Here is a 22889-nt window from a genome sequence, read left to right as displayed (position 1 = left end):
TGGAAAAATACAAGCATACATAGTGAGGAGGAAAAGAAATGCCATACGTAACCGTTAAAATGCTTGAAGGACGCACTGAAGAACAGAAAAAAGCGCTCGCGGAAAAAGTAACAGCTGCAGTAAGCGAAACGACTGGAGCACCTGAAGATAAAATCGTCGTATTTATCGAAGAAATGTCCAAAAACCACTATGCTGTCGGCGGAAAACGCTTAAGTGATCAGTAGAATTTATTAAAAAGGGCAGTTTTCCATACGGAAACTGCTTTTTTCTATGGATTTTTTCATCCAGAAGCTTTTTATATGCGGATAAAATTTTATATGTGCGCATAGCACGATCTTACTTGCGCATAAAAAAATTTATGTGCGGATAGCTCAGATTTATGTGCGGATAGACTTTTCCAGGTATTTTGGCTGCGCGAAGCAGACATAAGAAAAGCCAGGCGCTTAATGCAGCCCGGCTTTTTCTCTTAAGCTTCTAATATATTGATACGCCTGTTCCACTTCATCATCTGTGTAGCGCTGTTTGCTTTTTAGGGTAAAGACTTTTTCTTTCACTTCTTCTTTTGGCAGGTCATTAAAATAAAGGACCGTCGAGACGAGTTCAAGGAATCTGGCATTCTGGCCGTTCATATCGAGCAGGCAGTCCTGCAGGCTGGGCATGTCGACTTCATTTATATCCAAAAATTCCTTGCCGGGTTCAGTGAGGGTGTATCGATATTGATAATAGCCGCCCTTTTTTTCCTTTACTTCGTTTAAGAATCCCATGTTGCAGAGTTCTTCAACCCTTAGTGTCAATTCTTCCGAATATGGCCCGTAAAAGTGAAATTGAAATCTTTCCTGAAAGGGAAATGCGATGTTTTTGGCGATATAAATCATTTTCTGCAGCTTTTTCCGTCCCACGATTTCTTCAGAGACTGCAATGGCGTGCATTAGTTTGGCGTGATCCTTTAACAAAGGTCTTCATCTCCTACTCCGTTTTTTCCCGTATCTATAGAAAACCAATTATGTAGTCTTAATCGATTTCCAGCAGCGTTCTAATTTGTTTTTTTATGTTTGGCTTTTTGCTGTCGTCTGCAATAAAATCAGCCGGATAGTACAGCTTATGGTCAGTGCGTCGTTTCCCGGAAATGGCATCTACGATCTCCGATTCACGGGAAAGTTCGCGGATATCCCCATTTTTCAGCAGCAGGTGGATCGGCAATCTTTCTTCTTCCTCGCCCGGACGGTAAAAATCATATGGCAAATCAGATGAAGAATCGACGACCAGGTAATATTCCGGATCGATGCCTGCTTTTTTGAACAAAGTCGACAGCTCCGCCAGCTTCTTGTACTCTTTCGCCGGGTCGAATTCCACATATTTATATAAATTCCGGTCCATAAAGCGGCAGCAGAGATCTTTCAGTATCGGATCTTCTTCCTCCTGCCACATCTGAAAATAATAAAGAATAATAGCTTCATCGAGCTTTATATAATCCTCAAGAGTGATCTCTCCATTGAATAAAGAATAAAAATGAATTGGATCATACTTAAACGTGTATTTCTGTTCATGCAAATCTTTCGCGCGATGCAGGATTTTGGTCAGGATCACCTCTGCACTGCGGGTAACCGGGTGGAAATACACCTGCCAATACATCTGATACCGGCTCATGATGTAATCTTCAACGGCATGCATCCCGCTCTGCTTGATCACGACCTGGTCTTCCCGCGGCCTCATGACACGCAGGATCCGCTCCATGTCAAAGTGGCCATAGCTGACACCGGTAAAATAAGCATCCCTCTGCAGATAATCCATCCGATCCGCATCAATCTGGCTGGAAATCAGGCTGACGACCAGTTTATTTTTAGAAGTTTTGGCAATCACATCTGCCACTTTTTGAGGAAAATCGTCACTTACCCTTGTGAGCACCTGATGGACCTCGGTATCGCCGAGAATGATCGCCCTAGTATAATGTTCATGATCGAGATCAAATACTTTTTCGAAGGAGTGTGAGAACGGGCCGTGTCCCAAATCGTGGAGAAGTGCCGCGCATAAGGTCAGAATACGGTCTTCTTCATCCCATTCCGGCCTGCCCAAAAAGACATCATCGGATATGCGCCGCACAATCTCGTAAACTCCGAGCGAGTGGTTAAAGCGGCTATGCTCAGCACCATGGAAGGTTAAATAAGTTGTCCCGAGCTGCTTAATTCTTCTAAGACGCTGAAACTCTTTGGTTCCGATTAAATCCCAGATCACTCTGTCCCTGACGTGTATGTAGCGATGAACGGGATCTTTAAATACTTTTTCCTCACTTAACTTTTCCGCTGAATATGCCATTCCGTACCCTCCGCTTTTCCTGTGTCCACACTGTCCAAACCTGTTGTTCCCAATTTCTGGCGTATACCTATTATATCCCGATATCGGTGTCAATTCATCACAAAATTCTCTGTTTTTCAGGGCTGTTCGACAGAAACCGTGATACAGCAATCATCTGCCCCGTAAATATTTTTCGACTTTTCTAAAATCGAAAATTGCCTCCTAAATCTATTTACCAATCGGGGCTCAATGATAAACTCAGGCAAAAAATAAAATCACCTCAGGACAGGAGTCAGGGTGATCTTTATTTTTTCAGCTTTTTATTAATTTTCTCCATCAATTCCTCTTCCGTCAGTGCGGCAAGGGGACGGTTATTGACGAAAGCAAATGTTTTTTTGCGGCCTGGCCCGCAATAGGACTGGCAGCCGACATCAATTTTTGCTTCAGGATCTATTTCTTTTAATCGCGGTATCAATGTCTTCAGATTTACAGCCTGACAATCGTCGCAAACACGAAATTCGTTTGCCATTTATTACAACCCTTTCTGCGGTCAATCTTTTATATTGCGCCCCCACAATTGCGGGAGCATTCACGGCGCATTACGCGCCTGGTCATCTTCTTCGTTAAAGCATGTCCGCTGCACGGCATTCCTATTCAGATAAAAGGACTGCCCTGCCAACTGCTACAGGCTATTTTAAAACTTATCCAGCCCTATTGCAAGCTGTAATCATTAACTTGGGTGGTGAATCTTAGTAATCTTCACAAAACCGCCATACGTATCTAGCGAAAAATAAAATTTTTAAAAAATCTACTATCCTTTTAATCACCTTTGTATAAAATCTGCCAAGTTTGTCCATCCTTTAACTAAGGCAACAGCAAAAAGTAATAATTTAGGGAGTTGAGGTTACATGAAAGTACGTCAGGACGCTTGGACAGATGAAAACGATTTATTGCTGGCAGAAACCGTTTTGCGGCATGTGAGGGAAGGCAGCACTCAGTTAAACGCTTTTGAGGAAGTTGGGGACAAGCTTAACCGCACCTCTGCAGCATGCGGATTCCGCTGGAACGCTGTGGTGAGACACCAGTATGAAAAAGCGCTTCAGTTAGCAAAAAAACAGCGCAAGCAGAGACAAAGAATGCTAGGAAAGGATCAGGGCGGCAAAAAGAAACTCTTATACTCTCCGCCAGTCCCAACTATGCAGGATGTTGAAGCAGCGCCAATTAAGGCAAGTGCAATCGTACCGCCGTCACCGGCAGATTTTTACGAGGAGCGCACAGAGGATGAAGTGCATGCCCAAACAGAAACGGTCTCATCCTACACCTACTCAGAGCCGGTTTATACTGCGCCTGCACAGCTGGATATGGATACCGTTATCGCATACTTGCAAACATTGAATCATTCAGGCATTCAGCTTGATATACTAAAGAATGAGAATGAAAGATTGAAGCGCGAAAATGCAGATCTAAGAAGCCGGAATGAAGTGCTTGAGAGCAAAATCGGCGAATTGGAGCAGAATACGGTAACAATTCAGGAAGATTACGAGACACTGATGAAAATTATGAACAGAGCCCGCAATTTTGTTCTGTTTGATGAAGAAGAAAGGCCGGCATCCAAGTTTAAAATGGACCGCAACGGCAATTTGGAGAGAGTAGCTGAATAAAGAAAAGCGGAAGCGCCTTGCCCACTAGGGATTCAGGCGCTGAAAATTCCAAAACAAAAAAGGTGTTCCCGGAGCGGGAGCAGGAGAAAATGGCAGCAATTCCTTTCAAGGAGGGCCGCAGATCGATCATGACTGCGGCTCTTCTTTTATTTATTCGCTGCCAAGCACTTTCTCATTCCGTTCCATCACACGGCGGTAATAGGCTTCAAACAGGCCCGCTTCCTCATTTGTCAGCTGACCTGCATAAAGGCGGCCCGCTTTCTTTTTCAATGACTGCAAAAAGCGGAGCATCACATCCTGAGCCGTCAGCTCTGTCCCCAGCAATTCCGACAAGGATGCCATAACAGCCGGCTGAATTTCAGGGTACTGAAACTTCGTTTGTTCTTCTCTTTTAGCAAGAGAATAGAATTTGCCAATCAAATCGGCCCGCTCACTTCCGCTGCCATCCACGCACAGATAAATCTGAACTGCCACGCCATTGCGCAGGCGCCTTTGCGAAATGCCGGCAAACTTCTGTCCCCCGATACTTAAATCATAGCTTCCCGGGCAATAGGAGCCGACAATTTCCCGTGCCTCTATTTCTTTATGAAAATCGGAAAACATCTCCCGAATGAGCAGCCACATGGCATCATAGCCGCGGTTTATATCAATTCCCTTTTCACTTTCGGGAAAAATCAGCGAAATATTCAGGACCCCTTGATCCAGGACAACGGCAAGACCGCCGGAATTTCTAACGATCACTTCATATCCCTGGCTCTTTAGAAAATGGATGCCTTCAGTTAAAAAAGGAAGTTTCGTATCCTGGATTCCAAGCACAATCGTATTATGGTGAACCCATGTCCTCGCGGTCGCAGGCGCTGCACCGGAACCGACAGAAGCACAAAGCGTATCATCCATTCCGAATGAGTGCAGGGCATTTAAATGGATGCCCGCAGCAGATTGGTCAATGACCCTCCATTCTTCCTGAAACAGCAAATCTTGTAGCGAATTCATTTTCATTTGATCCCCTTTTGCCGATATTTCCAGTCAATCGGCAGAATTTATCTATTTCGTATGCATTTAACGGCCAAATCAGCTAGTTTATCGGCCTAAACTATTGCTTTATCGGCCTATCTCAAGCCTTTATCGGCCAAAGGCCCATATCCAGATACATTATAGCAAAAAAGCCAGTCGCAAGGGACCGGCTTCTAAACTGCTGTATTATTGATGTAATGCTTGAGCTGCAGTAATTAAAGCAAGCTTATAAACGTCTTCCTCGCTGCAGCCGCGGGACAGATCATTAACCGGACGGTTCAAGCCTTGAAGGATTGGCCCCACTGCTTCGAAGTTCCCTAGGCGCTGTGCAATTTTGTAGCCGATGTTGCCGGCTTCCAGGCTAGGGAAAACAAATACATTTGCATCACCCTGGATTGGTGAATCCGGAGCTTTTTTCTCAGCTACAGATGGAACGAATGCCGCATCAAATTGGAATTCCCCGTCGATGATCAATAGCGGATCGCGAACCTTAGCCGCTTCAAGGGCCGCCGAAACTTTTTCCGTTTCAGGTGACTTGGCAGAGCCCTTTGTTGAGAAGCTCAGCATGGCCACACGCGGTTCGATATCGAACATTCTGGCTGTCTTCGCGCTTTCAATCGCAATTTCTGCCAGGTCCTGGCTGTCAGGTGAAATGTTAATGGCACAATCGGCAAAAACATATTTCTCATCGTCACGGACCATAATGAATACACCGGATGTTTTGCGCACGCCTTCTTTTGTTTTAATGATTTGAAGAGCCGGGCGCACTGTGTCAGCTGTTGAATGGGCTGCACCGCTCACAAGGCCGTCTGCTTTGTTCGCATAGACCAGCATGGTTCCAAAATAGTTTTCATCAAGAAGGATCCTGCGCGCATCTTCTTCTGTCGCTTTGCCTTTGCGTCTTTCAACAAATGCAGCCACAAGCTCATCCATCATTAAAAAGTTATTTGGATCATAAATTTCAGCTGAATCCAGGCTGATATCCATGTCCTTTGCTTTCGCTTCAATTTCTGCAATGTTTCCAACAAGGATCGGAGTGACGATTTTTTCTGCAGCCAATCTGCCCGCAGCCGCTAAAATGCGCTCATCCTGTCCTTCCGGAAAAACGATTCTTAAATTCTGTCCTGTTACTTTTTCTTTCAATACTGTGAATAAGTCACTCATGCTAATTCCTCCTACGGCAATTATTTTTCCGTTCAATTTTAATAGAAATTCTCCTATATACTCCCTTAGAATACTCCTCATCCTAATAATTTCAAGGAGTTCACATGCTGTTAGCGGTTACAACCAAAAAGTTTTTGTTTTCGGTAAATTTCCAATAATAAATATCCTTTTGACAGTCCATCTTCATACCTTTTTTAAGATATCCATAATATCCGCTTTGTAAACGGGATTTTGCGGTGACAGGCACCTATACCAGTTCAGGAAATTGGTATAGGTGCCTGTCACCCTGCCTGAATTCCAACATTTCAAGTTTTGTACACATGTTAATTGGAGAAACTATGTTATAGTAATGATGAGATTTTAGTACATATTAGGAGTGATTATAATGAGTGAAGCAGCAGTAACGCTTGATGGCTGGTATTGTTTACATGACTTCCGCACAGTTGATTGGACAACGTGGAAAATGGCTCCCAGCGAAGAGCGCCAGGCAGCGATCCACGAATTTATGGCCCTAGTGGACAAGTGGAATACAACACAAAGCGAGAAAAACGGCAGCCATGCCCTTTATACAATTGTCGGCCAAAAAGCCGATTTTATGATGATGATCTTAAGGCCTACAATGGAAGAACTGAATGAAATTGAAAACGAATTCAACAAAACAAAATTAGCTGAATTCACTATTCCTGCTCATTCATATGTTTCTGTTGTCGAGCTGAGCAACTACCTGCCGGCAGGAGAAGATCCATACCAGAACCCGCAGATCCTGGCACGCCTTTACCCTGAGCTTCCGAAAGCGAAGCATGTCTGCTTCTATCCGATGGACAAGCGCCGCCAGGGCAATGACAACTGGTACATGCTTCCGATGGAAGACCGCCGCAATATGATGCGCAGCCACGGCATGATCGGCCGCCAGTATGCAGGAAAGGTAAAGCAGATCATCACAGGTTCAGTCGGCTTCGACGATTACGAATGGGGCGTTACCCTCTTCTCTGATGATGTTCTTCAGTTTAAAAAGCTTGTTTATGAAATGCGCTTCGATGAAGTCAGTGCCCGCTACGGTGAATTCGGCTCCTTCTTCGTTGGCAACATCCTTGAAGAGGACAAAGTTGAAAAATTTCTTCACGTATAATGTTAAAAACTCCCGGCTTCTGCCGGGAGTTTTTCTTTTTCTTGAGGTCATAAAAAAACATGCCCCTACATAGAAATGAAATAGTGAGTTTCTATTTTAAAATTCAACCCGCAGGACTTTCCGACAGTCCATGGCAAAAATGCGGATAGAAATGGCTATTATTATTTTTAGGAGGGAAAACATTGAGTCAATCAAATTATGGTCAATACCCTTATTACGATTACCGGCAGCAACCTTACAATGGAAGCGGACAAATGGGACAGAACAATCAGGGACAGCCGCAATATCAAACAATGCCTACAGGCGGAACGTTTCCAGGTGCAGCCTCAGGCGGGGCCTTTCCTGGCGCAGGAGCCGGCGCCGGAATGGGCACCCCTCCAGCTGCTCCTTCTATTCCAGGCATGCTTCCGCTTGAACAATCCTACATTGAAAACATTCTTCGCCTAAACAAAGGCAAGCTTGCGACTGTTTATGCCACATTTGAAAACAACACGGAATGGAACGCCAAAATATTCAAAGGCATCATTGAAGCAGCAGGACGGGATCACGTAATCCTGAGCGACCCTCAAACAGGCCAACGTATCCTCCTTCCAATGATCTACTTAGACTATGTAACGTTTGATGAAGAAATAGAATATGAATATCCGTTTGGCAGCGCACCTGGAATGGTGCAATATTCGCCAAGATAATAAAAAGGAGCTTTGACCAAACGTCAAAGCTCCTTTCCTAATTATAAATATTTTACTGCCGCAATGATCAGCAGCACCCATGCCGCAAGGAAAGAGACTCCTCCAAGCGGAGTGATGGCGCCCAGCACGCTGATTTTTGTTAATGTTAAAACATATAAGCTTCCTGAGAAAAGGATAATGCCAAGCAGCATCAGCCAGCCTGACCAGGATAATAAAGATGTCGCCGGCAATTTGCCAAGCAGGACGCCAATAATCAAAAGGCCTGTTGCGTGGAACATCTGGTAGGTTACACCTGTTTTCCATATCTCCAAATACTTCGGCTCCACTTTCCCCTCAAGTCCATGCGCCCCGAACGCACCTAATGCAACTGCTAAAAAAGCATTAATAGCTCCAATTATAATAAATAGCTTCATAGTCCCCTGCACCTCTTATCGTTTTATTAAAAATCGAACAATGAATCGCCGTTTGCCTCATCATCCATCTGTATTTTCTTTGGCTGCAGACCTGCTGGCTGAGCCGGAGGCGGCGCATTGTATGTATGGCTAATAGAAGCGGCAGCAGACACAATTCCTGTATCCGACTCTTCCAAAACCAGCTCGCATAATGACTTGATCGCCTGCACTCTTTCTCTTATTCTGGCGTCTGAAGAGCTGCTTTTCGCTTCCAGCAATTCCTTTTCCATCTTCCCTAAAAGCTTTTGAACAGAGATATTCATTCTCTACACCTCTTTCTGTAAGAACAGCGCAAGCGCCTTGCCCCCCTGCCCCTTAAGCGTGCAGGCTGCTTCCGCTAGACAACTCTCGAAGTTCAAAAAATGTATACATTCTTTTAAAAAACCGGCCAATGTTACCAGCCATATAAAGTTTATCAGTTTTTCTTTTCAAAACGCAAACACGGATGGCCGGATGCCCGGAAAACTTTGAGAGAGGGCATCTGCCTGGTTTTAAAGAAAAGCGGAAGCGCCTTGCCCACCCCCGACCCTCGAGGGGGCAGGCGCTGGGGCTAGACAGATTAAACTGAAAAGCCCTGCAGCCTTTTGGGTGGACCCGGTCCCATGTAACATAGAAATATTTGCATTTAAAACAAGCAATTTTCTTTGAACTCATTTGTCTTTCCCTTCTCGAATATGCATATTTCGAGCACTTCCCTTATTCTCTTACACGAAACGGTATGTTTCACGTGAAACATGACGAAAAGAATCAGAGATCATGAATCTGCCAGTCAATGGGCTCTTCCCCAAGCTCTTGTAATATCTCATTCGTCCTTGAAAATGGCCTGCTGCCAAAGAATCCTTTTCTTGCCGAAAATGGACTTGGATGCGGCGATTTTATTATATAGTGTTTAGATGCATCAATCAGCACTTCTTTTTCCTGAGCCGGTTTGCCCCATAAAATAAAAACAACGGGCTTTTCCCCCTCATTCAGTTTTTGTATAACGGTGTCGGTGAAAGTTTCCCATCCCTTCCCCTTATGCGAATGCGCCTGCCCTTTGCGGACGGTCAGAACGGTATTTAAGAGCAGCACTCCTTCTCGGGCCCATTTTAATAGATAGCCATTGTTTGGCACCTCGAAGCCCAGGTCATCCTGCATTTCCTTGAATATATTTTTCAGTGAAGGAGGCAGCTTTACATCAGGCTGAACCGAAAAGCTTAATCCATGCGCCTGCCCCGGCCCATGATAAGGATCCTGACCCAATATCACTGCCTTTACGTCTTTATAAGCTGTATATTGGAGAGCATTGAAAATATCCTCCTGCCTCGGATAAATGGTTTGCTCCTCATATTCTTTTTTTAATAATTCACGAAGATGGAGATAATAGGGTTTCTCGAATTCCTCTGCCAAAATCTCCTGCCAGTCATTTTTTAAGATACGCTTCATCTGCCAACTCTCCCTCCTCTTATTTGAAAGGTCCTATTCTTAATACCCATTGGTTATCATGGCATAATCTTTCATTCTTGCATACATGTTTAAAAATTTTTAGAACGGATATGTAATTAGTATAACGGCAGGACATGCTGCCATTTAAATAAATCTGCAAATCTTTTAAGGAGGATGTTATATATGTATAAAATTGAAGTTGTAGAAAATGGTGTACAGGCTACTGATACGATTGGAATGCTGCAAAGCCAGGGATTCAATAAGGAAAACATCTATATTTTCGCACATGATAAGGATCGCTCCGAACACCTTTCTGACGCTACGGATACAGGCGAAGTCGGCATGAAGGAGCAGGGTCTATTCGATTCTGTCGGCAACGTGTTCAAAAAGCGCGGAGATGAGCTTCGTTCAAAATTTGAATCTGTTGGTTTAACGACGGTAGAAGCCGAACAATATGAGAAAGTATTGGATGAAGGCAAGTTAGTTATTGTCGGCACAGACGAAGTAAAATAATTTGAAAAGCGGAGGCACCTTGCTCACCCCCGACAAGCACAAGCCAAGCCTCACGGAAAGGCGTCCTGTGCCTTTTTGAGAGGATTGGCTTGTGACCTGGAGGGGGTAGGCGCTGGAGCTAGACAGTATGAAAAAGCGATGAAAAATTTTTCATCGCTTTTTTTATGCCCTTAAAACATCCAAACCCAAAGCCCAATCAACAGAACCGGGTACAGCACATACCACCAGACTCTGGTTATATTGACTTTTGACAGGATGAAAAAAACCAGTTCAGGCAGCACAATCAGACCAGCCTGAAGCCAAATGAAAGTGCTGAAATGCTCCGGCGCTGTAATGCCGTTCCCTGCAGCCCAGTCTCCGCTATTAAATAAAAAGTAGAAAAAGTTCAGGAATGGGAGAATGATAGCGAAAAGAATCCGGCTTATGTGCACGATTAAATCTGCAGGACGCTTGGTTTTATACATAGGGGTAACTGGAATGATAAAGCTGTAAAGGATCAGCACCAGCCCTATAAAATTGACCAGCAGCTGGTCAAACAAATACCCGAAAAAATACATGAATGTAATCATTGTTAACCTCTTCTGTTTTTTGTCTTTATTTTACAAAAAAGGAAGGGGCTTATATATAATGAAAAAGCACTAGTTTTCTATCGGACTCTTACTGACCGTAAAGGCCCGACAGCGGGAAAAATACTTAAAACGCCGTCCTGTGGGCCCCAACTAACAAAACCTCACTGATTGAAGTTTCACTTTAACCCATAATCCGCTGATAAATGGACTTCGCCTGCGCTAAATCCTTTGTGCCATGAATAAGGGCGCGTCCATCTTTAAAGAGGACCATCCGCTGCTCCTCCATTTCGACAGAAAGCAAATACGGATTGCCTTTCACCTGGTAGCCGAGTGATTTCAGCTGCCGGGCGATCTCAGTGAACTCAATCTCCAGCTCCTTTGGCGGGCGAATCTGTACAGTATCTCTTCCGCAGAGTACAGTGGATTTCATCATGTTTTCCGGCTGCAGATAAGGATACGTTCTTTCTGTTCCGCATGATAAGCACCCTTCATCTTTCGCTTTTGACACCTTCATGCTTGTGTACTGGTTTCGCCATAAATCAAAGCTGACCATAGCAGTACGCACGGCTTCCCAATCCTCAGCCATAATTTTCAGCGCTTCAGCTGCCTGATGGGCGACGACCATTTGCACAGCTGGGGCAATAATTCCTCCTGTGTCACAGGTCATCCCCTGGATTGGAATCTTTTTCAACAAGCAATTCATGCATGGCGTTTTACCCGGAATGATTGTCATGCTCATGCCAAAGCTGCCGACACAGGCTCCATAAATCCACGGAATATTAAATTTTTGAGAGATATCATTAATGGCCATCCTGGTTTCAAAGTTATCGGTCGAATCCAGAATCAGATCCACCCCTTCAGCAAGCTCTTCCAGCTTTTCAGGAGTAGCGTCGCCAATAATTGAGCGGATTTCGACCTCGCTATTAATCTGTTTTAGCCGTTTAACTGCTGCGGCCGCTTTTGGCATTTTTTCCAAGGCGTCGCTTTCTGCAAAAAGCTGCTGGCGCTGCAGATTGCTTTCCTCGACATAATCCCGGTCAATGATCGTCAGTTTGCCGATACCTGAACGTGCCATCAATTCCGCATTGCCTGAGCCCAGTGCTCCGGCACCGACAATCAGCACATGCTTGGATCGAATTTTATCCTGACCCTCTTTTCCAATAGGCGGAAACAAAGTCTGGCGTGAATACCTTTCAGACAATGCGGCCCCTCCTCTCTTGAAGCTGCCATCATCCTCCGCTGACTGGAGGGATAAAGGCGATTGTATCTCCGTTCTGAATGACTTCATCATCTGAAGCAAATTCTTCATTCACGGCTGCCATGACTGAATCAAGCTTCAGCTCATAATTTTCCTCAAGCATCTGTTTTAGCTCAGAGATTGTTTTGCCGCTGACATCCTTTGTCACAGATTCTTCTCCAACACGGTCCCGCAAATGGGCAAAAAACATAATTTTATTCATTTAAATCCTTCGCCTCCGGTTTTCCTTTTGGGTATGCTACTGTTTCCAGCTGGTTGCCGATCCATTCTTCGCCATCTTCCCAATGTTCCTTTTTCCAGATCGGCACAATTTCTTTAATTCTTTCAATCGCATAGCGGTTTGCTTCATAAGCATCTGCACGGTGTGGAGTGGAAACGGCAATGACCACCGCTACATCGGTAATATCCAGCTTGCCTGTCCGGTGGGTAATTGCCACTTCTGCCCCGTTCCAGCGCTCCTTTATCTCGGTTCCAATCTGCTCCATTTTTTTCACAGCCATTGATTCATATGCTTCATATATTAAATATAGTGTTTTCTTTCCGTAGGTCAGCTCGCGGACTGTTCCGATAAAGGTCGTAATCGCTCCCGCTTCCCGCTGCACCACTTTATCGATCACACTTTGGATATCGATCGGGTCCTTAGAAATCTCAAAATTCATGGAATCACCTCGTTTTATTTGATTTTGACATAGACTGTGCCGGAATGGAAATGACTGTCCCTATTTCAAGGCTTCTTCGGCCATTTTCAGTGCCAGCTGGTATTCATCAGGTCGGTTCATGTTAAATAAGTGAGCGTCCCTATATAAAAATCCCATTTTCTCAAGCTCTTTATCCTTTATGATTCTACTATCGATATCCATCAGAAATTGGCGGATCCGCAGCTTATTTTCGCTCAAAGCAAGTTCTGCTGCTGTTGAGGCATCCTTTCGGTAAGCTGCAAATAGCGGGTGAAGCTGCCCTCCTATTTCGGGCACTGCCGCCTGATGCTGATCCAGCTGTCCTAGAAGAATCCTGGCAAGCTCCCCGGATATAAAAGGCATATCGCAAGCCACAATCAGATTGTTTTGTGTCCTGGATTCAGACAGGCCGGCATGAATTCCAGCGAGTGGTCCCTTTTCTTTCCAGCGGTCGCTCACAAGGGGAAGGCCGAGAAACTGATAATCTTCCTGTTTATTGGCTACGATGATGACATTGGGCAATAGAGAAGACAGCTGATCAGCGATGCGATCAATGACCGTTTTGCCGCCTATTTTCAGCAGGGCTTTATTCTCCCCCATCCGGCTTGAATGCCCTCCCGCTAAAATGATGCCTGTTGCACTCATAATTCTCACCTAACTTTTGCTCTTAAAGGTTCTTTTCAGCCATTCTATCCTTAACTATTATTTTATCATCTATTCCAACTGGTTTCGTTTATAAATCACCACTGTTTCCAGGAGTATGGCAAAATTGTGTCGCTGCAAATAATTCTGCCGGCTATGACCAGATTATTAACCAAATCTTAATAATTCACTCCTATACTAAAAGTATATCAGAAATGCAAAAAATTTTTTTTGCAGAAGGGAGACAGCAACGTGAACAATAAAGTTTTCAACTATTCGGTTTTAGCCATTGTTTCTTCCCTATTACTTGGTATCGGCTTCACTTATCTTGTCATTTCTGAAAAGACAAGCAATGAAAACATTGCAACATCCAGCGGGACGGAGGTCCCGGATGAAGCAAGTACACACCCTTATGCGCCGCCAAGCATGGACGAGGTTCCAGAAGGTGATGAAGGAGAACTAATTAAACTTGGCTATAAATATGCTACGGAAACTGCTACTGCCCTTGATGGATACTCAGGGAATGTCCTAAGCTGTGCAAGCTGCCATGCTGGAGGAGGCTATGAAGCCCCTCTGGATCTTGTGGGGATATCAAAAACATATCCGCAATACAACCCAAGAGCAGGCAAAGAAGTTTCACTGGAGGAACGGATCAACGGCTGCTTTAAAAGAAGCATGAACGGCAAGCCTCTTCCGCCGGATTCCCAGGAAATGAAGGCAATGGTTGCTTTTTATGATTATATTTCACAAAATGTCCCGGATGGAACGACGGAAAGACCTTGGGCAGAACTTGAAAGATCCCAGGCGGATATTGAGAATGTGGACATTGAGGCAGGCAGAGAGCTTTACAATAAAGCCTGCATCAGCTGCCACGGGGAGAATGGAGATTCTGGCAGCTTGGCTCTTTGGGGAGATAACTCATACAATATAGGTGCCGGTATGGCAAGACTAAGAACCGCTGCAGGATTTATTCAGGCGTATATGCCTAAAATGGAAGCTGGAGGATATTCCCAGGGATCTCTGACAGATGAAGAGGCTATGAATCTTGCTGCCTATATCAATTCCCATGACCGCCCGGATTTCCCAGATAAAATCTATGATTGGCCTAAGGGGGATGCCCCTGACGATGCTGCATACGAGACACTCGCCGGCAAAAAGGACAAAGAATAACTGTAAAAAGCCCGTTTGAACCGGGCTTTTTTTCTTATATAATACACATAGCACTAAAAGCAGGAAAAAGGATGGAGATAGCATTGAGTAACCTTCCATTAAAAGGGAAAACAATCCTGGTTGTTGATGACGAAAAACAAATTAGAAGGCTGCTTAAGATGACATTAACACGGGAAGGATTTGAGGTCCTGGAAGCTTCGGACGGCAATGAAGCAAAAGAGCAATACTTAAAACATGATCCCTGCTTTATTATTCTTGATGACATGCTGCCCGGCATAAGCGGTAAAGAAATTTGCCATTGGCTCCGCAGCGAGCTGGATAGTAATGTGCCCATCATCATGCTTACAGCCAACAAGTCGGAGCAGGATCGGATTAACGGGCTGAAGCTGGGTGCGGATGACTATATGGGCAAGCCCTTCAGCCTGGAGGAACTGACAGTAAGAATTGATGCCGTGTTAAGAAGAACAGCCAACAGATGCAGCAAAATCAGCTATAAAGGCCTTACATTAAAACCTATAAAGGGACTGGCAAAATACCATGATAGAGTTCTTGATTTAACTCTGTTTGAATATAACCTTCTTTATGTATTCATGACTCATCCAGATCAGGCTCTTTCAAGAGAACAAATCATTAATACCATCTATATAAAAGGTGAAAAGGCCATTAATGAAAGAACAGTGGACGTCCATATTAAACATCTCCGAGATAAGATCGCTGAGCATTCGGAATACCCCTTCATTCAAACAGTCAGAGGCATTGGGTATAAATTTGCCACCTCCTGAAAAGCTGTATAGCTAGCTGGCTATGGTATTTTAAGCGGGCCTTACTGTGTGCTGAAGCCGCATCAATATTTTTATTCCGCTCTTGAGAATGTCTGCGCAAACGCAGTCCGTTGTAGTTTTTACCCTTTTCAATTATTGTTATAATTAGAAAAAGATATCCAGCAGTACTTCAAGGAGGAATTATGAATATGACGATGAAAAAAGTAATGACCATTGCCGGTTCAGATACGAGCGGCGGCGCAGGCATCCAGGCAGACCTTAAAACATTCCAGGAGCTTGGCGTTTACGGCATGACTGCTCTGACTACAATCGTGACGATGGATCCTAAAAATAACTGGAGCCACAATGTATTCCCGATTTCTACAGACATTCTGGAAACACAGATCGAAACGATTATTTCTACAGGAATCGACGCGATGAAAACAGGCATGCTAGGTTCTGAAGAAGTGATTAAAATTGCCGCAAAGACCATTAAAGAAAACAGCCTGGATCATGTTGTGATCGACCCGGTTATGGTCTGCAAAGGTGAAGATGAACCAATCCACCCTGAATTGAACGAAGCATTAAGAGATTTGCTTGTACCGCTTGCAACAGTGGTAACACCTAACTTATTTGAAGCATGGCAGCTGGCTAAAACCGGTCCTATAAAAACAGTTGAAGACATGAAGGAAGCGGCTGTTAAAATTCATGAGCTTGGCGCGAAGTACGTATTAATCAAGGGCGGCAGCAAGCTGCAGCATGAAAAAGCAGTCGACCTTCTGTATGATGGAAAAGAGTTCACTCTTTATGAAAGCGAACGAGTTGAAACGACTTACACCCATGGCGCAGGATGCACTTATTCTTCTGCGATCACAGCGGAAATTGCAAAGGGCAAGCCTGTTAAAGAAGCAGTTCAGACAGCGAAGGACTTCATCACTGCAGCCATCAATCATGGCTTCAAGCTAAATGAATATGTTGGCCCTACGATGCCTGGTGCATACCGCAAATACGGCGAAGGCCGTGTTGAATCAGAATAAGAATGATGTAACAGAGTCCGGTTGGGGCTCTGTTTTTTTGCATGGGAGGGTTTCGCAGATAAAACGGGGATTTAGCGGATATATTGATTTTTTCGCGGTTATATCTATTTGGCGGTCCTCGCTGAGATTACTTTTTCGCTTTTCATTCCTTTTTTTAGTAAGATAAACATATAAATGCCGTCTTAGACGAATAAATGAAGATAAAACGGAAGGGGGACTATAGAGTGGAACCAGCAGTGAAAGAACACGTGCAAAAAGAAATTGACCGCCTTGCCAATAAAGAGGTCTTTATTCATCTGGAAACAACGAATGGGGCGTATGCTTCCCATTTTGATGAAAGCTTCTTTTCTTCAGGCGCCTATATCCGCAATGCCAAATTGGTTTATGAACATGGAAAAATCACAGGAAAAGGCCCTTACCGGGTTGGATTGAAAATGAATTTTGGCTGGGTGTATGCTGAAGGAATTACCCACTTTGAAGTCGATGAAGAAGACAGGCTCCTTTTAGCCGGCCACGATTTCAGCGGCAAGCTTGCAGTCGCCCTGCAAATTAGTGAAACTCCTTTTGAATAAATAGGGGCTCAGAAGACATCAAATGGAAAGGAGCAAGACCATGATGGAAAAGGAAAGACATGTACTTGTCATCTTCCCTCATCCGGACGATGAAGCATTTGGCGTTTCAGGAACGATTTCCTTACATATCGATAACGGCACACCTGTCACCTACGCATGCCTGACCCTTGGAGAAATGGGGCGCAATATGGGAAATCCCCCTTTTGCCACCAGGGAAACTCTGCCGAAAATCCGCAAAGAAGAGCTGGAGGAAGCAGCCAGGGTTCTGGGCATCCAGGACTTAAGAATGCTGGGGTATCGGGATAAAACCGTTGAATTTGAAGATGAAGATAAGCTCGCGAACAGACTCGGAGTCATCATCGGTGAGACAAACCCTTCCCTCATCATCACGTTCTATCCGGGATACGCTGTGCACCCGGACCATGACGCAACAGGCGCCGCTGTGATCCGTGCGGTAAAAGAGCTGCCTGCTGACAAGCGTCCGAAGGTTCACTGTGTCGCATTCTCCAATAACTGTGAGGAAGAAATCGGCCAGGCCGATGTTGTCAATGACGTCAGTGCGGTTGCAGACCGGAAAGTTGCAGCGATCAAGGCACATGCCTCACAGACACAGCTGATGGCAGCGAATATGGAAGAAAGCATCAAAAAGCAAGAGCCTGAAGTATTGGCCAGAATGTATAAAGAGCGTTTTTGGACCTATAAATTCTAAAGGTAGAGCATGCCGCCTCTGTTATCAGAGCGGCTTTTTTTATGTTGTTATTTTCTGAATATTACCTACTTTCCACCCATGAGCTTTCCCCCTCATGATGTTAGAATTTCCTTAAGGGTTTGCAAACGCTTCCATATACTCTTTTGTGCAATCGATTGCACTCCACCCCATTGCACACTATAGCACAACCAATTTAAGGGAGGGAACTTTATGGACAAAGTAAAAAAAGCCGGTATCTGGATAATGCTCCTAAGCTTGATTCTCAGTTTATTCACGGGAACTCACCCGCTATTATCCTCTGCAAGCACAGTTGAAAGCCCTGTCGTGGACGGGAGTCAAGTTACTTTTTCCTATCAGGGGGAAGCTCAGCAGGTTCGCGTTGCCGGCAGTTTTACCGATTGGCAAGATAGTGCTTTAGCAATGACGAAAGGCGAAAACAATATTTGGTCAAAGACTATTCATTTATCACCTGGAGTCTATGAATATAAATATATACTGGATGACAGCAATTGGATTACCGATCCGGCAAACAGCAGGACTGCTAATGGAAACAGCTTACTTGCTATTAGCGGATTAACGACTGAAATGCCTGCAGAAGCTGTAAAAGGCACCGTGATGTCTCTTTCTGCCAAACTAGTACATAGCAATGGCACCATTGAAGATGTGCAGGCGTCCTGGAAATTAAAAACAGAGGCAGATGGCATTGAGCTGAAAAATAATCAGCTGGAAATCTCTGATTCTGCTGAAGCAGGAAGCGTTGCCGTCATTGGCGAATACAATGGATATACTTTAGAGCATAGCATCAGGATCATCGGGCAGATGAATAGCTATACAATAAACTACTGGCGCGGAGACGGAGAGCAATTTAATTGGGATCTATGGGCATGGGAGGAGGGAAAAAACGGCCAGGCTTATCCATTTACAAACCGGACAGAAGAGTTTGCCCAAGCTAAGATTTCTGTTCCTTCAAGTAAAATCCATGTCATTCCCCGGCCTGGAAACTGGGATACTCAGGATGCTGCCAGAACCATTACCATGCCTGAAGGCCAAAATGAGGCAGAAGTTTGGCTCGCTGAGGGCGATCAAACCGTTTATTACTCAAAAGAGGAATTTGACGATCGGAACACAGAAGATAACCGTCGTTTTATCGAGGTTACGTATGTAAGAGACAATCACGATTATGAAGGCTGGAACATTTGGACCTGGCAGACTGGCATAAAGGATGGGCAAGCAGATTTTTCCGAAGTCAATGACAAGGGGGCTGTTGCTTTGATTGAAATTGGCCAGCAAACTGAGCAAATGGGCTTTGTGCTTCGCAAAGGAACAGGATGGGATCATAAGGATCCATACGGTTCCGACCGCTATATTAAAACTGGGAATGACAAATACATCAAGGTTGTTGTAAAAAGCGGCCAGGGTGAATTCTATCAGGTCCCTTCCATTAAGGGACCTGTCCTAAACAATGGCAGTCTTACTCTTTATTATAGAGATCCGGAGCTGTTCAAACAGGGAGAAATGGATTCGATTGAAAAGGTGCAGGCAAAATTGGATGGACGGATTTATGATATGCAGTACTCCCCTAAGGAAGAACGTTTCTTTATAACGATTGAAGAATTGGAAGAAGGCACATACGAGTACTCTTTCCTTGTTACTAGAGATGGAGAAACCTCTGAATTGACAGACCCTTTTAATGAGAAGTCATCCATCACCTACAAAAACCCGACTGCGGAAATCAAAGCTGAGGTAAGTCCAAATAAAGTTTCCTACAATGAAAATGCTGTTTTATCCATTGAAACGATTCTTTCAGATCCTGAAGTATCTATTAAAGAAGCTTTCGCTGACCTATCTGCTATCGGCGGAAGCAGCAAAGTCAGTATTGACCCGGCTTTAAATGCACACACCATATCCATTGATCAATTTGTAACGGCGGGCATTAAGAAGCTGCCGATCACAGTGATTGATGAATATGGGAATTTTCATGCGGGAGAAGCTTCCGTTGAAGTCAAAACCCGTACCTTCAGCGGTAAAAAGGATGATTTTGACTGGGATGAGGCACGCATTTACTTTATGCTGACAGACCGCTTCAACAATGGAGATTCTGCTAATGATGATCCAAACCATTCAAAATATGATACGTCCCATCTTGAAACCTACCATGGAGGGGATTTCCGGGGAGTGATCGAAAAACTGGATTATCTCGAGGACCTGGGCATCAACACGATCTGGATTACTCCAATCGTCGACAACATCAATTGGGATCTGCGCCATGATAAAGATGGAAGCCAATATGGCTATCATGGCTACTGGGCAAAAGATTTTACAAAATTGGATGAACATCTTGGGGATATCCAAACATTCCAGGAACTTTTGGAAAAAGCACATGACCGCGGCATAAAAGTGATGGTGGACGTGGTACTGAACCATACCGGATACGGGTTGAAGGAAAACGATCCATCCATTGGGCTTGGAATTCCCAACTTCCCTGCTGATGCTGACCGCGATCGCTTTGCCGGCATGCTCCGCGATGGAGGAACCGATACTATCCGCGGCGAGCTGGCCGGATTGCCTGACTTTAAGACTGAGGAAGAAGAGGTCCGCAGACAAATCATTGAATGGCAGACTGACTGGCTTGAAAAAGCAAGGACAGACCGCGGAGATACGATTGACTACTTCAGGGTGGATACCGTTAAGCACGTGGAACACACAACTTGGAAAGCCTTTAAAAATGCACTGACTGAAATCAAGCCTGACTTTAAAATGATCGGGGAATATTACGGCGGCCACGCAGAAGAGCATGGGGACTTCTTGAACAGCGGGGAAATGGATTCCATTCTCGATTTTGACTTTAAGCATACCGCTGCTGGTTTCATTAACGGCAGTATTGATGCAGCTGAAGCAAAATTACAGGAGCGAAATGATAAGCTCACAAATACGGCAACTCTTGGGCAATTTTTAAGCAGCCATGATGAAGACGGCTTCCTGATCACAAGTGCGGGCAATGATTGGGGCAAAATGAAAATCGCCTCTTCCCTCCAAATAACGGCAAAGGGACAGCCAGTTATCTATTATGGGGAAGAAATCGGCCTTTCCGGCAAGCATGCAGGAGATATGGATAAAGGAGAATTTAACGAAAACCGCTATGACTTTGACTGGTCCCTAATCGGAAATGACATGCACAAGCACTACCGGAAGCTGCTTAACATCCGGAAAGATTACTCAGAAGTATTTTCAAAAGGAACACGCGAAAAGCTGGCAGGCAGTGACGCTGATGGATATCTGTTCTTTAACCGCTCCTATAAGGGCACAAATGTTGTTGTCGGCATAAACACTATGACGGATAAAAAGAAAGTAACCGTAAAAGTCCCATTTGCAGCCGGCAGCAAGGTCATTGACCAATACACCGGAAAGAAATATTCAGTGGACAAAACTCAGCAGATTAAAGTCAAGCTGCCTGGCAGAAATGTCGGCGGTACGGTCATTCTGGTAATGGATGAAAAGAAAAATAAATAAAAACAGGGGGCCTGCTCACTTGAGAGGCTCCCCTGCTTTACTGTCTAACTATAGCTTCACAAGGAACGCTTCGACTGCTTAATCATCGCACAATTAAAAGCGTTAGCTTTTACGAAGATCGCCTCCCCCTCGGGGTCATCAGGCGCCCTGCGCTTTATTATTTCTCCATCATTTCCTTCAAGTACTGAAGCTGGCTTCCGTCTTCCCGCTTCACAATATTCACGATGAAACGCTTCGTTAATTTGGCGACAAGGCCGCTGGTTTTGACGTTTGCTTCCATCTCCACCTGCGTTCCTTCTTCTATTTCATGAAAATCATATTTATATTCTGTTATCAGTCCATTGGCATTGCTGCGGGTGGTATAGGTTCTGTCTTGTTCAAAATCAATGATTTCAATGTCTGCACTGATCTTTTTCCCTCTGACCATACGGGTTTCGATGAACTTTGTTCCTTTTCCGATTTCGCCCTCGGTCTGTTTTTCCACTTTCACTACAAACGGCATGAGTTCAGGGACATTTTCCATCTTAATCATATAATCAAATACTTCATGTACAGGTTTATTGATAATCTCACTGGAACGAAAATCAGCCATGCTTTGCACCTCAGAGTAATAGAGTCTATGAATCTATTATATAACAAAAGAACAGGACTGACTAAGAAAAGCATAAGCGCCTTGCCCACCCCCGATACCTCGAGGGGGTAGGCGCTCCTCCTAAAAGCTAATGCTTTTAGTCCTGTAATGATGATGCTGTCGAAGCGTTCCTTGTGGAGCTAGACCGTTCTCGAATAAAAACAGCCCCTTACAGCCTCTGATGGTAAAGGGAGCAAAATTTGCACCAGTCCACAATGACGATTTTTCTGCCTGTAATTTCGATGATTCCTTCTTTTTTCAGTCTGGAAAAAACCCGGCTGACACTTTCCCGGGATGTTCCGACAAGGGTGGAGAATTCCTGGACGGTTATAGGAAGCTCAAGATGCATCCGGTTGCAGTGGTTGGCGCCGAATTTTTCCGCGAGCCTTTCCAGTGTCCGGACTGTTTTCGTGTAAACATCAAGCAGGGCGATGTCCCTCAGAATGGAGGTCATATCACGCAGCGATTCACTCATATAGCGGATAATCTGAACAGCCATTTCCGGTGAATACAAGAGCTCCTGTTCCAGATCATCCGTGTTCAGAAAGTAGATTTCACCATCCTGCACCATTGTACCCGTCGCAGGATAGGTTTGGCCCGTCTGGTTAAAAAGGTTGGCTTCTGCAAAAATCTCGCCTTTTTTCTTAATGCATACAATCAGTTCGTTGCCATCTTCATCCTGTTTCGTCAGCTTCACAATGCCGGAATGAACAAAGTAAACTCCTTTGGCGACTTCATATTCAGACATAATTCTTTCGCCTTTTAAATAAGCTTTCTTAATAATTCGTTTATCGATCAGCTGTATGGATTCACTGGGGAGTTCTTTAAAAATTTCAATCTTGCCTAAAAATTCATCGATTAACGGCCTATGATCCTGCTTTTCATATTCCATTCCCATCCCCCGCTTTTACAATTCTATTAGAAATATTTTAGCTGACATGAGTTTAGGAAGAAGTGACTTAACTCACAAAAGCCTGCTCATGCTTAAAATTCGTTTTGCAGATTTAAAAATGA

At 44.4% G+C, this 22889-nt stretch carries 26 protein-coding genes; 11 read left to right on the top strand and 15 right to left on the bottom strand.

Annotation, left to right across the window (positions count from 1 at the left end):
• The first annotated feature begins 38 nt into the window (after positions 1–38).
• A complete protein-coding gene (locus QUF73_18535) occupies positions 39–224 on the top strand; it encodes a 2-hydroxymuconate tautomerase (protein ID MDM5228122.1) in 186 nt (61 codons plus the stop codon).
• A gap of 219 nt (positions 225–443) precedes the next feature.
• Here QUF73_18535 and QUF73_18530 read toward each other — a convergent pair whose 3' ends face one another.
• The 3 genes from QUF73_18530 to QUF73_18520 all read right to left on the bottom strand — a co-directional run bounded on the left by QUF73_18530 (position 444) and on the right by QUF73_18520 (position 2821).
• Positions 444–953: a YwgA family protein gene (locus QUF73_18530; GenBank protein ID MDM5228121.1), complete on the bottom strand. Its 510-nt coding sequence runs from the start codon at positions 951–953 to the stop codon at positions 444–446.
• Positions 954–1011: 58 nt separating this feature from the next.
• The gene (locus QUF73_18525; GenBank protein ID MDM5228120.1) at positions 1012–2313 is read right to left on the bottom strand and encodes an HD domain-containing protein; all 1302 of its coding nucleotides are present in this window, start codon (positions 2311–2313) and stop codon (positions 1012–1014) included.
• Positions 2314–2596: 283 nt separating this feature from the next.
• Positions 2597–2821 carry a DUF1450 domain-containing protein gene (locus QUF73_18520; GenBank protein ID MDM5228119.1) on the bottom strand — a complete coding sequence of 75 codons (225 nt, stop codon included), beginning with the start codon at positions 2819–2821 and terminating at the stop codon, positions 2597–2599.
• Positions 2822–3200: 379 nt separating this feature from the next.
• On the opposite strand from QUF73_18520, the gene QUF73_18515 reads away from it, so the two are divergent.
• Positions 3201–3953: an RsfA family transcriptional regulator gene (locus QUF73_18515; GenBank protein ID MDM5228118.1), complete on the top strand. Its 753-nt coding sequence runs from the start codon at positions 3201–3203 to the stop codon at positions 3951–3953.
• A gap of 150 nt (positions 3954–4103) precedes the next feature.
• Here the strand turns inward: QUF73_18515 and QUF73_18510 are convergent, their stop codons facing one another.
• Both QUF73_18510 and pta read right to left on the bottom strand, forming a co-directional pair.
• Positions 4104–4946 carry a lipoate--protein ligase family protein gene (locus QUF73_18510; GenBank protein MDM5228117.1) on the bottom strand — a complete coding sequence of 281 codons (843 nt, stop codon included), beginning with the start codon at positions 4944–4946 and terminating at the stop codon, positions 4104–4106.
• Between the two features lie 207 nt (positions 4947–5153).
• Positions 5154–6131, bottom strand: coding sequence for a phosphate acetyltransferase (pta, locus tag QUF73_18505; GenBank protein MDM5228116.1), 978 nt, complete (start codon positions 6129–6131; stop codon positions 5154–5156).
• Positions 6132–6516: 385 nt separating this feature from the next.
• Here pta and QUF73_18500 point away from each other — a divergent pair, with 385 nt between their 5' ends.
• Both QUF73_18500 and gerQ read left to right on the top strand, forming a co-directional pair.
• Positions 6517–7260, top strand: coding sequence for a heme-dependent peroxidase (locus QUF73_18500; protein ID MDM5228115.1), 744 nt, complete (start codon positions 6517–6519; stop codon positions 7258–7260).
• 182 nt (positions 7261–7442) lie between these two features.
• Positions 7443–7949: a spore coat protein GerQ gene (gene gerQ / locus QUF73_18495; protein MDM5228114.1), complete on the top strand. Its 507-nt coding sequence runs from the start codon at positions 7443–7445 to the stop codon at positions 7947–7949.
• A 41-nt stretch (positions 7950–7990) separates the two neighbouring features.
• Here the strand turns inward: gerQ and QUF73_18490 are convergent, their stop codons facing one another.
• The 3 genes from QUF73_18490 to QUF73_18480 all read right to left on the bottom strand — a co-directional run bounded on the left by QUF73_18490 (position 7991) and on the right by QUF73_18480 (position 9826).
• Positions 7991–8362, bottom strand: coding sequence for a DUF423 domain-containing protein (locus tag QUF73_18490; protein ID MDM5228113.1), 372 nt, complete (start codon positions 8360–8362; stop codon positions 7991–7993).
• 26 nt (positions 8363–8388) lie between these two features.
• On the bottom strand, positions 8389–8664 hold the full coding sequence (locus QUF73_18485; protein ID MDM5228112.1) for a YwdI family protein: 276 nt from the start codon (positions 8662–8664) through the stop codon (positions 8389–8391).
• Positions 8665–9148: 484 nt separating this feature from the next.
• Positions 9149–9826 carry a uracil-DNA glycosylase gene (locus QUF73_18480; GenBank protein MDM5228111.1) on the bottom strand — a complete coding sequence of 226 codons (678 nt, stop codon included), beginning with the start codon at positions 9824–9826 and terminating at the stop codon, positions 9149–9151.
• Positions 9827–10009: 183 nt separating this feature from the next.
• Here QUF73_18480 and QUF73_18475 point away from each other — a divergent pair, with 183 nt between their 5' ends.
• A complete protein-coding gene (locus QUF73_18475) occupies positions 10010–10339 on the top strand; it encodes a general stress protein (protein MDM5228110.1) in 330 nt (109 codons plus the stop codon).
• Between the two features lie 170 nt (positions 10340–10509).
• Here the strand turns inward: QUF73_18475 and QUF73_18470 are convergent, their stop codons facing one another.
• The 5 genes from QUF73_18470 to QUF73_18450 form a co-directional block, all read right to left on the bottom strand.
• Positions 10510–10908 carry a hypothetical protein gene (locus QUF73_18470; protein MDM5228109.1) on the bottom strand — a complete coding sequence of 133 codons (399 nt, stop codon included), beginning with the start codon at positions 10906–10908 and terminating at the stop codon, positions 10510–10512.
• A 181-nt stretch (positions 10909–11089) separates the two neighbouring features.
• On the bottom strand, positions 11090–12109 hold the full coding sequence (locus QUF73_18465; GenBank protein ID MDM5228108.1) for a thiazole biosynthesis adenylyltransferase ThiF: 1020 nt from the start codon (positions 12107–12109) through the stop codon (positions 11090–11092).
• A gap of 28 nt (positions 12110–12137) precedes the next feature.
• Complete coding sequence (gene moaD / locus QUF73_18460; GenBank protein ID MDM5228107.1) at positions 12138–12368, bottom strand: molybdopterin converting factor subunit 1; 231 nt, start codon at positions 12366–12368, stop codon at positions 12138–12140.
• Entirely contained in the window at positions 12361–12825 is a 465-nt protein-coding gene (locus QUF73_18455; protein ID MDM5228106.1) for a molybdenum cofactor biosynthesis protein MoaE, read from the bottom strand. Before QUF73_18455 ends, moaD begins: the two co-directional genes overlap by 8 nt.
• A 60-nt stretch (positions 12826–12885) precedes the next feature.
• Positions 12886–13488, bottom strand: a complete 603-nt coding sequence (locus QUF73_18450) for a molybdenum cofactor guanylyltransferase (GenBank protein ID MDM5228105.1) — start codon at positions 13486–13488, stop codon at positions 12886–12888.
• 249 nt (positions 13489–13737) lie between these two features.
• Between QUF73_18450 and QUF73_18445 the strand changes: the two genes are divergently transcribed.
• The 6 genes from QUF73_18445 to QUF73_18420 all read left to right on the top strand — a co-directional run bounded on the left by QUF73_18445 (position 13738) and on the right by QUF73_18420 (position 21244).
• The gene (locus QUF73_18445) at positions 13738–14655 is read left to right on the top strand and encodes a c-type cytochrome (protein MDM5228104.1); all 918 of its coding nucleotides are present in this window, start codon (positions 13738–13740) and stop codon (positions 14653–14655) included.
• 71 nt (positions 14656–14726) lie between these two features.
• Positions 14727–15437, top strand: coding sequence for a response regulator transcription factor (locus QUF73_18440; protein ID MDM5228103.1), 711 nt, complete (start codon positions 14727–14729; stop codon positions 15435–15437).
• A 188-nt stretch (positions 15438–15625) separates the two neighbouring features.
• A complete protein-coding gene (pdxK, locus tag QUF73_18435; GenBank protein MDM5228102.1) occupies positions 15626–16453 on the top strand; it encodes a pyridoxine/pyridoxal/pyridoxamine kinase in 828 nt (275 codons plus the stop codon).
• 224 nt (positions 16454–16677) lie between these two features.
• Positions 16678–17025, top strand: coding sequence for a YojF family protein (locus QUF73_18430; protein MDM5228101.1), 348 nt, complete (start codon positions 16678–16680; stop codon positions 17023–17025).
• Positions 17026–17068: 43 nt separating this feature from the next.
• The gene (gene bshB2, locus QUF73_18425) at positions 17069–17734 is read left to right on the top strand and encodes a bacillithiol biosynthesis deacetylase BshB2 (GenBank protein MDM5228100.1); all 666 of its coding nucleotides are present in this window, start codon (positions 17069–17071) and stop codon (positions 17732–17734) included.
• 210 nt (positions 17735–17944) lie between these two features.
• Positions 17945–21244: an alpha-amylase family glycosyl hydrolase gene (locus QUF73_18420; protein MDM5228099.1), complete on the top strand. Its 3300-nt coding sequence runs from the start codon at positions 17945–17947 to the stop codon at positions 21242–21244.
• A gap of 157 nt (positions 21245–21401) precedes the next feature.
• Here QUF73_18420 and QUF73_18415 read toward each other — a convergent pair whose 3' ends face one another.
• The gene (locus tag QUF73_18415) at positions 21402–21836 is read right to left on the bottom strand and encodes an SRPBCC family protein (GenBank protein ID MDM5228098.1); all 435 of its coding nucleotides are present in this window, start codon (positions 21834–21836) and stop codon (positions 21402–21404) included.
• Between the two features lie 208 nt (positions 21837–22044).
• A complete protein-coding gene (locus tag QUF73_18410) occupies positions 22045–22767 on the bottom strand; it encodes a Crp/Fnr family transcriptional regulator (protein MDM5228097.1) in 723 nt (240 codons plus the stop codon).
• Positions 22768–22889 lie beyond the last annotated feature (122 nt).

The sequence above is a fragment of the Cytobacillus sp. NJ13 genome (genome assembly GCA_030348385.1).
Classification (GTDB): Bacteria; Bacillota; Bacilli; order Bacillales; family Cytobacillaceae; genus Cytobacillus.
Note: the sequence above shows the minus strand (reverse complement) of the source record. Positions and strands in the feature narration are given on the sequence as shown.

Coding starts and splice junctions, on each gene's coding strand:
- QUF73_18535 (MDM5228122.1), top strand. CDS start 39: ATGCCATACGTAACCGTTAAAATGCTTGAAGGACGCACTGAAGAACAG.
- QUF73_18525 (MDM5228120.1), bottom strand. CDS start 2,313: ATGGCATATTCAGCGGAAAAGTTAAGTGAGGAAAAAGTATTTAAAGAT.
- QUF73_18520 (MDM5228119.1), bottom strand. CDS start 2,821: ATGGCAAACGAATTTCGTGTTTGCGACGATTGTCAGGCTGTAAATCTG.
- QUF73_18515 (MDM5228118.1), top strand. CDS start 3,201: ATGAAAGTACGTCAGGACGCTTGGACAGATGAAAACGATTTATTGCTG.
- QUF73_18510 (MDM5228117.1), bottom strand. CDS start 4,946: ATGAATTCGCTACAAGATTTGCTGTTTCAGGAAGAATGGAGGGTCATT.
- pta (MDM5228116.1), bottom strand. CDS start 6,131: ATGAGTGACTTATTCACAGTATTGAAAGAAAAAGTAACAGGACAGAAT.
- QUF73_18500 (MDM5228115.1), top strand. CDS start 6,517: ATGAGTGAAGCAGCAGTAACGCTTGATGGCTGGTATTGTTTACATGAC.
- QUF73_18490 (MDM5228113.1), bottom strand. CDS start 8,362: ATGAAGCTATTTATTATAATTGGAGCTATTAATGCTTTTTTAGCAGTT.
- QUF73_18485 (MDM5228112.1), bottom strand. CDS start 8,664: ATGAATATCTCTGTTCAAAAGCTTTTAGGGAAGATGGAAAAGGAATTG.
- QUF73_18480 (MDM5228111.1), bottom strand. CDS start 9,826: ATGAAGCGTATCTTAAAAAATGACTGGCAGGAGATTTTGGCAGAGGAA.
- QUF73_18475 (MDM5228110.1), top strand. CDS start 10,010: ATGTATAAAATTGAAGTTGTAGAAAATGGTGTACAGGCTACTGATACG.
- QUF73_18470 (MDM5228109.1), bottom strand. CDS start 10,908: ATGATTACATTCATGTATTTTTTCGGGTATTTGTTTGACCAGCTGCTG.
- moaD (MDM5228107.1), bottom strand. CDS start 12,368: ATGAATAAAATTATGTTTTTTGCCCATTTGCGGGACCGTGTTGGAGAA.
- QUF73_18455 (MDM5228106.1), bottom strand. CDS start 12,825: ATGAATTTTGAGATTTCTAAGGACCCGATCGATATCCAAAGTGTGATC.
- QUF73_18450 (MDM5228105.1), bottom strand. CDS start 13,488: ATGAGTGCAACAGGCATCATTTTAGCGGGAGGGCATTCAAGCCGGATG.
- QUF73_18440 (MDM5228103.1), top strand. CDS start 14,727: ATGGAGATAGCATTGAGTAACCTTCCATTAAAAGGGAAAACAATCCTG.
- pdxK (MDM5228102.1), top strand. CDS start 15,626: ATGACGATGAAAAAAGTAATGACCATTGCCGGTTCAGATACGAGCGGC.
- bshB2 (MDM5228100.1), top strand. CDS start 17,069: ATGGAAAAGGAAAGACATGTACTTGTCATCTTCCCTCATCCGGACGAT.
- QUF73_18420 (MDM5228099.1), top strand. CDS start 17,945: ATGGACAAAGTAAAAAAAGCCGGTATCTGGATAATGCTCCTAAGCTTG.
- QUF73_18415 (MDM5228098.1), bottom strand. CDS start 21,836: ATGGCTGATTTTCGTTCCAGTGAGATTATCAATAAACCTGTACATGAA.
- QUF73_18410 (MDM5228097.1), bottom strand. CDS start 22,767: ATGGAATATGAAAAGCAGGATCATAGGCCGTTAATCGATGAATTTTTA.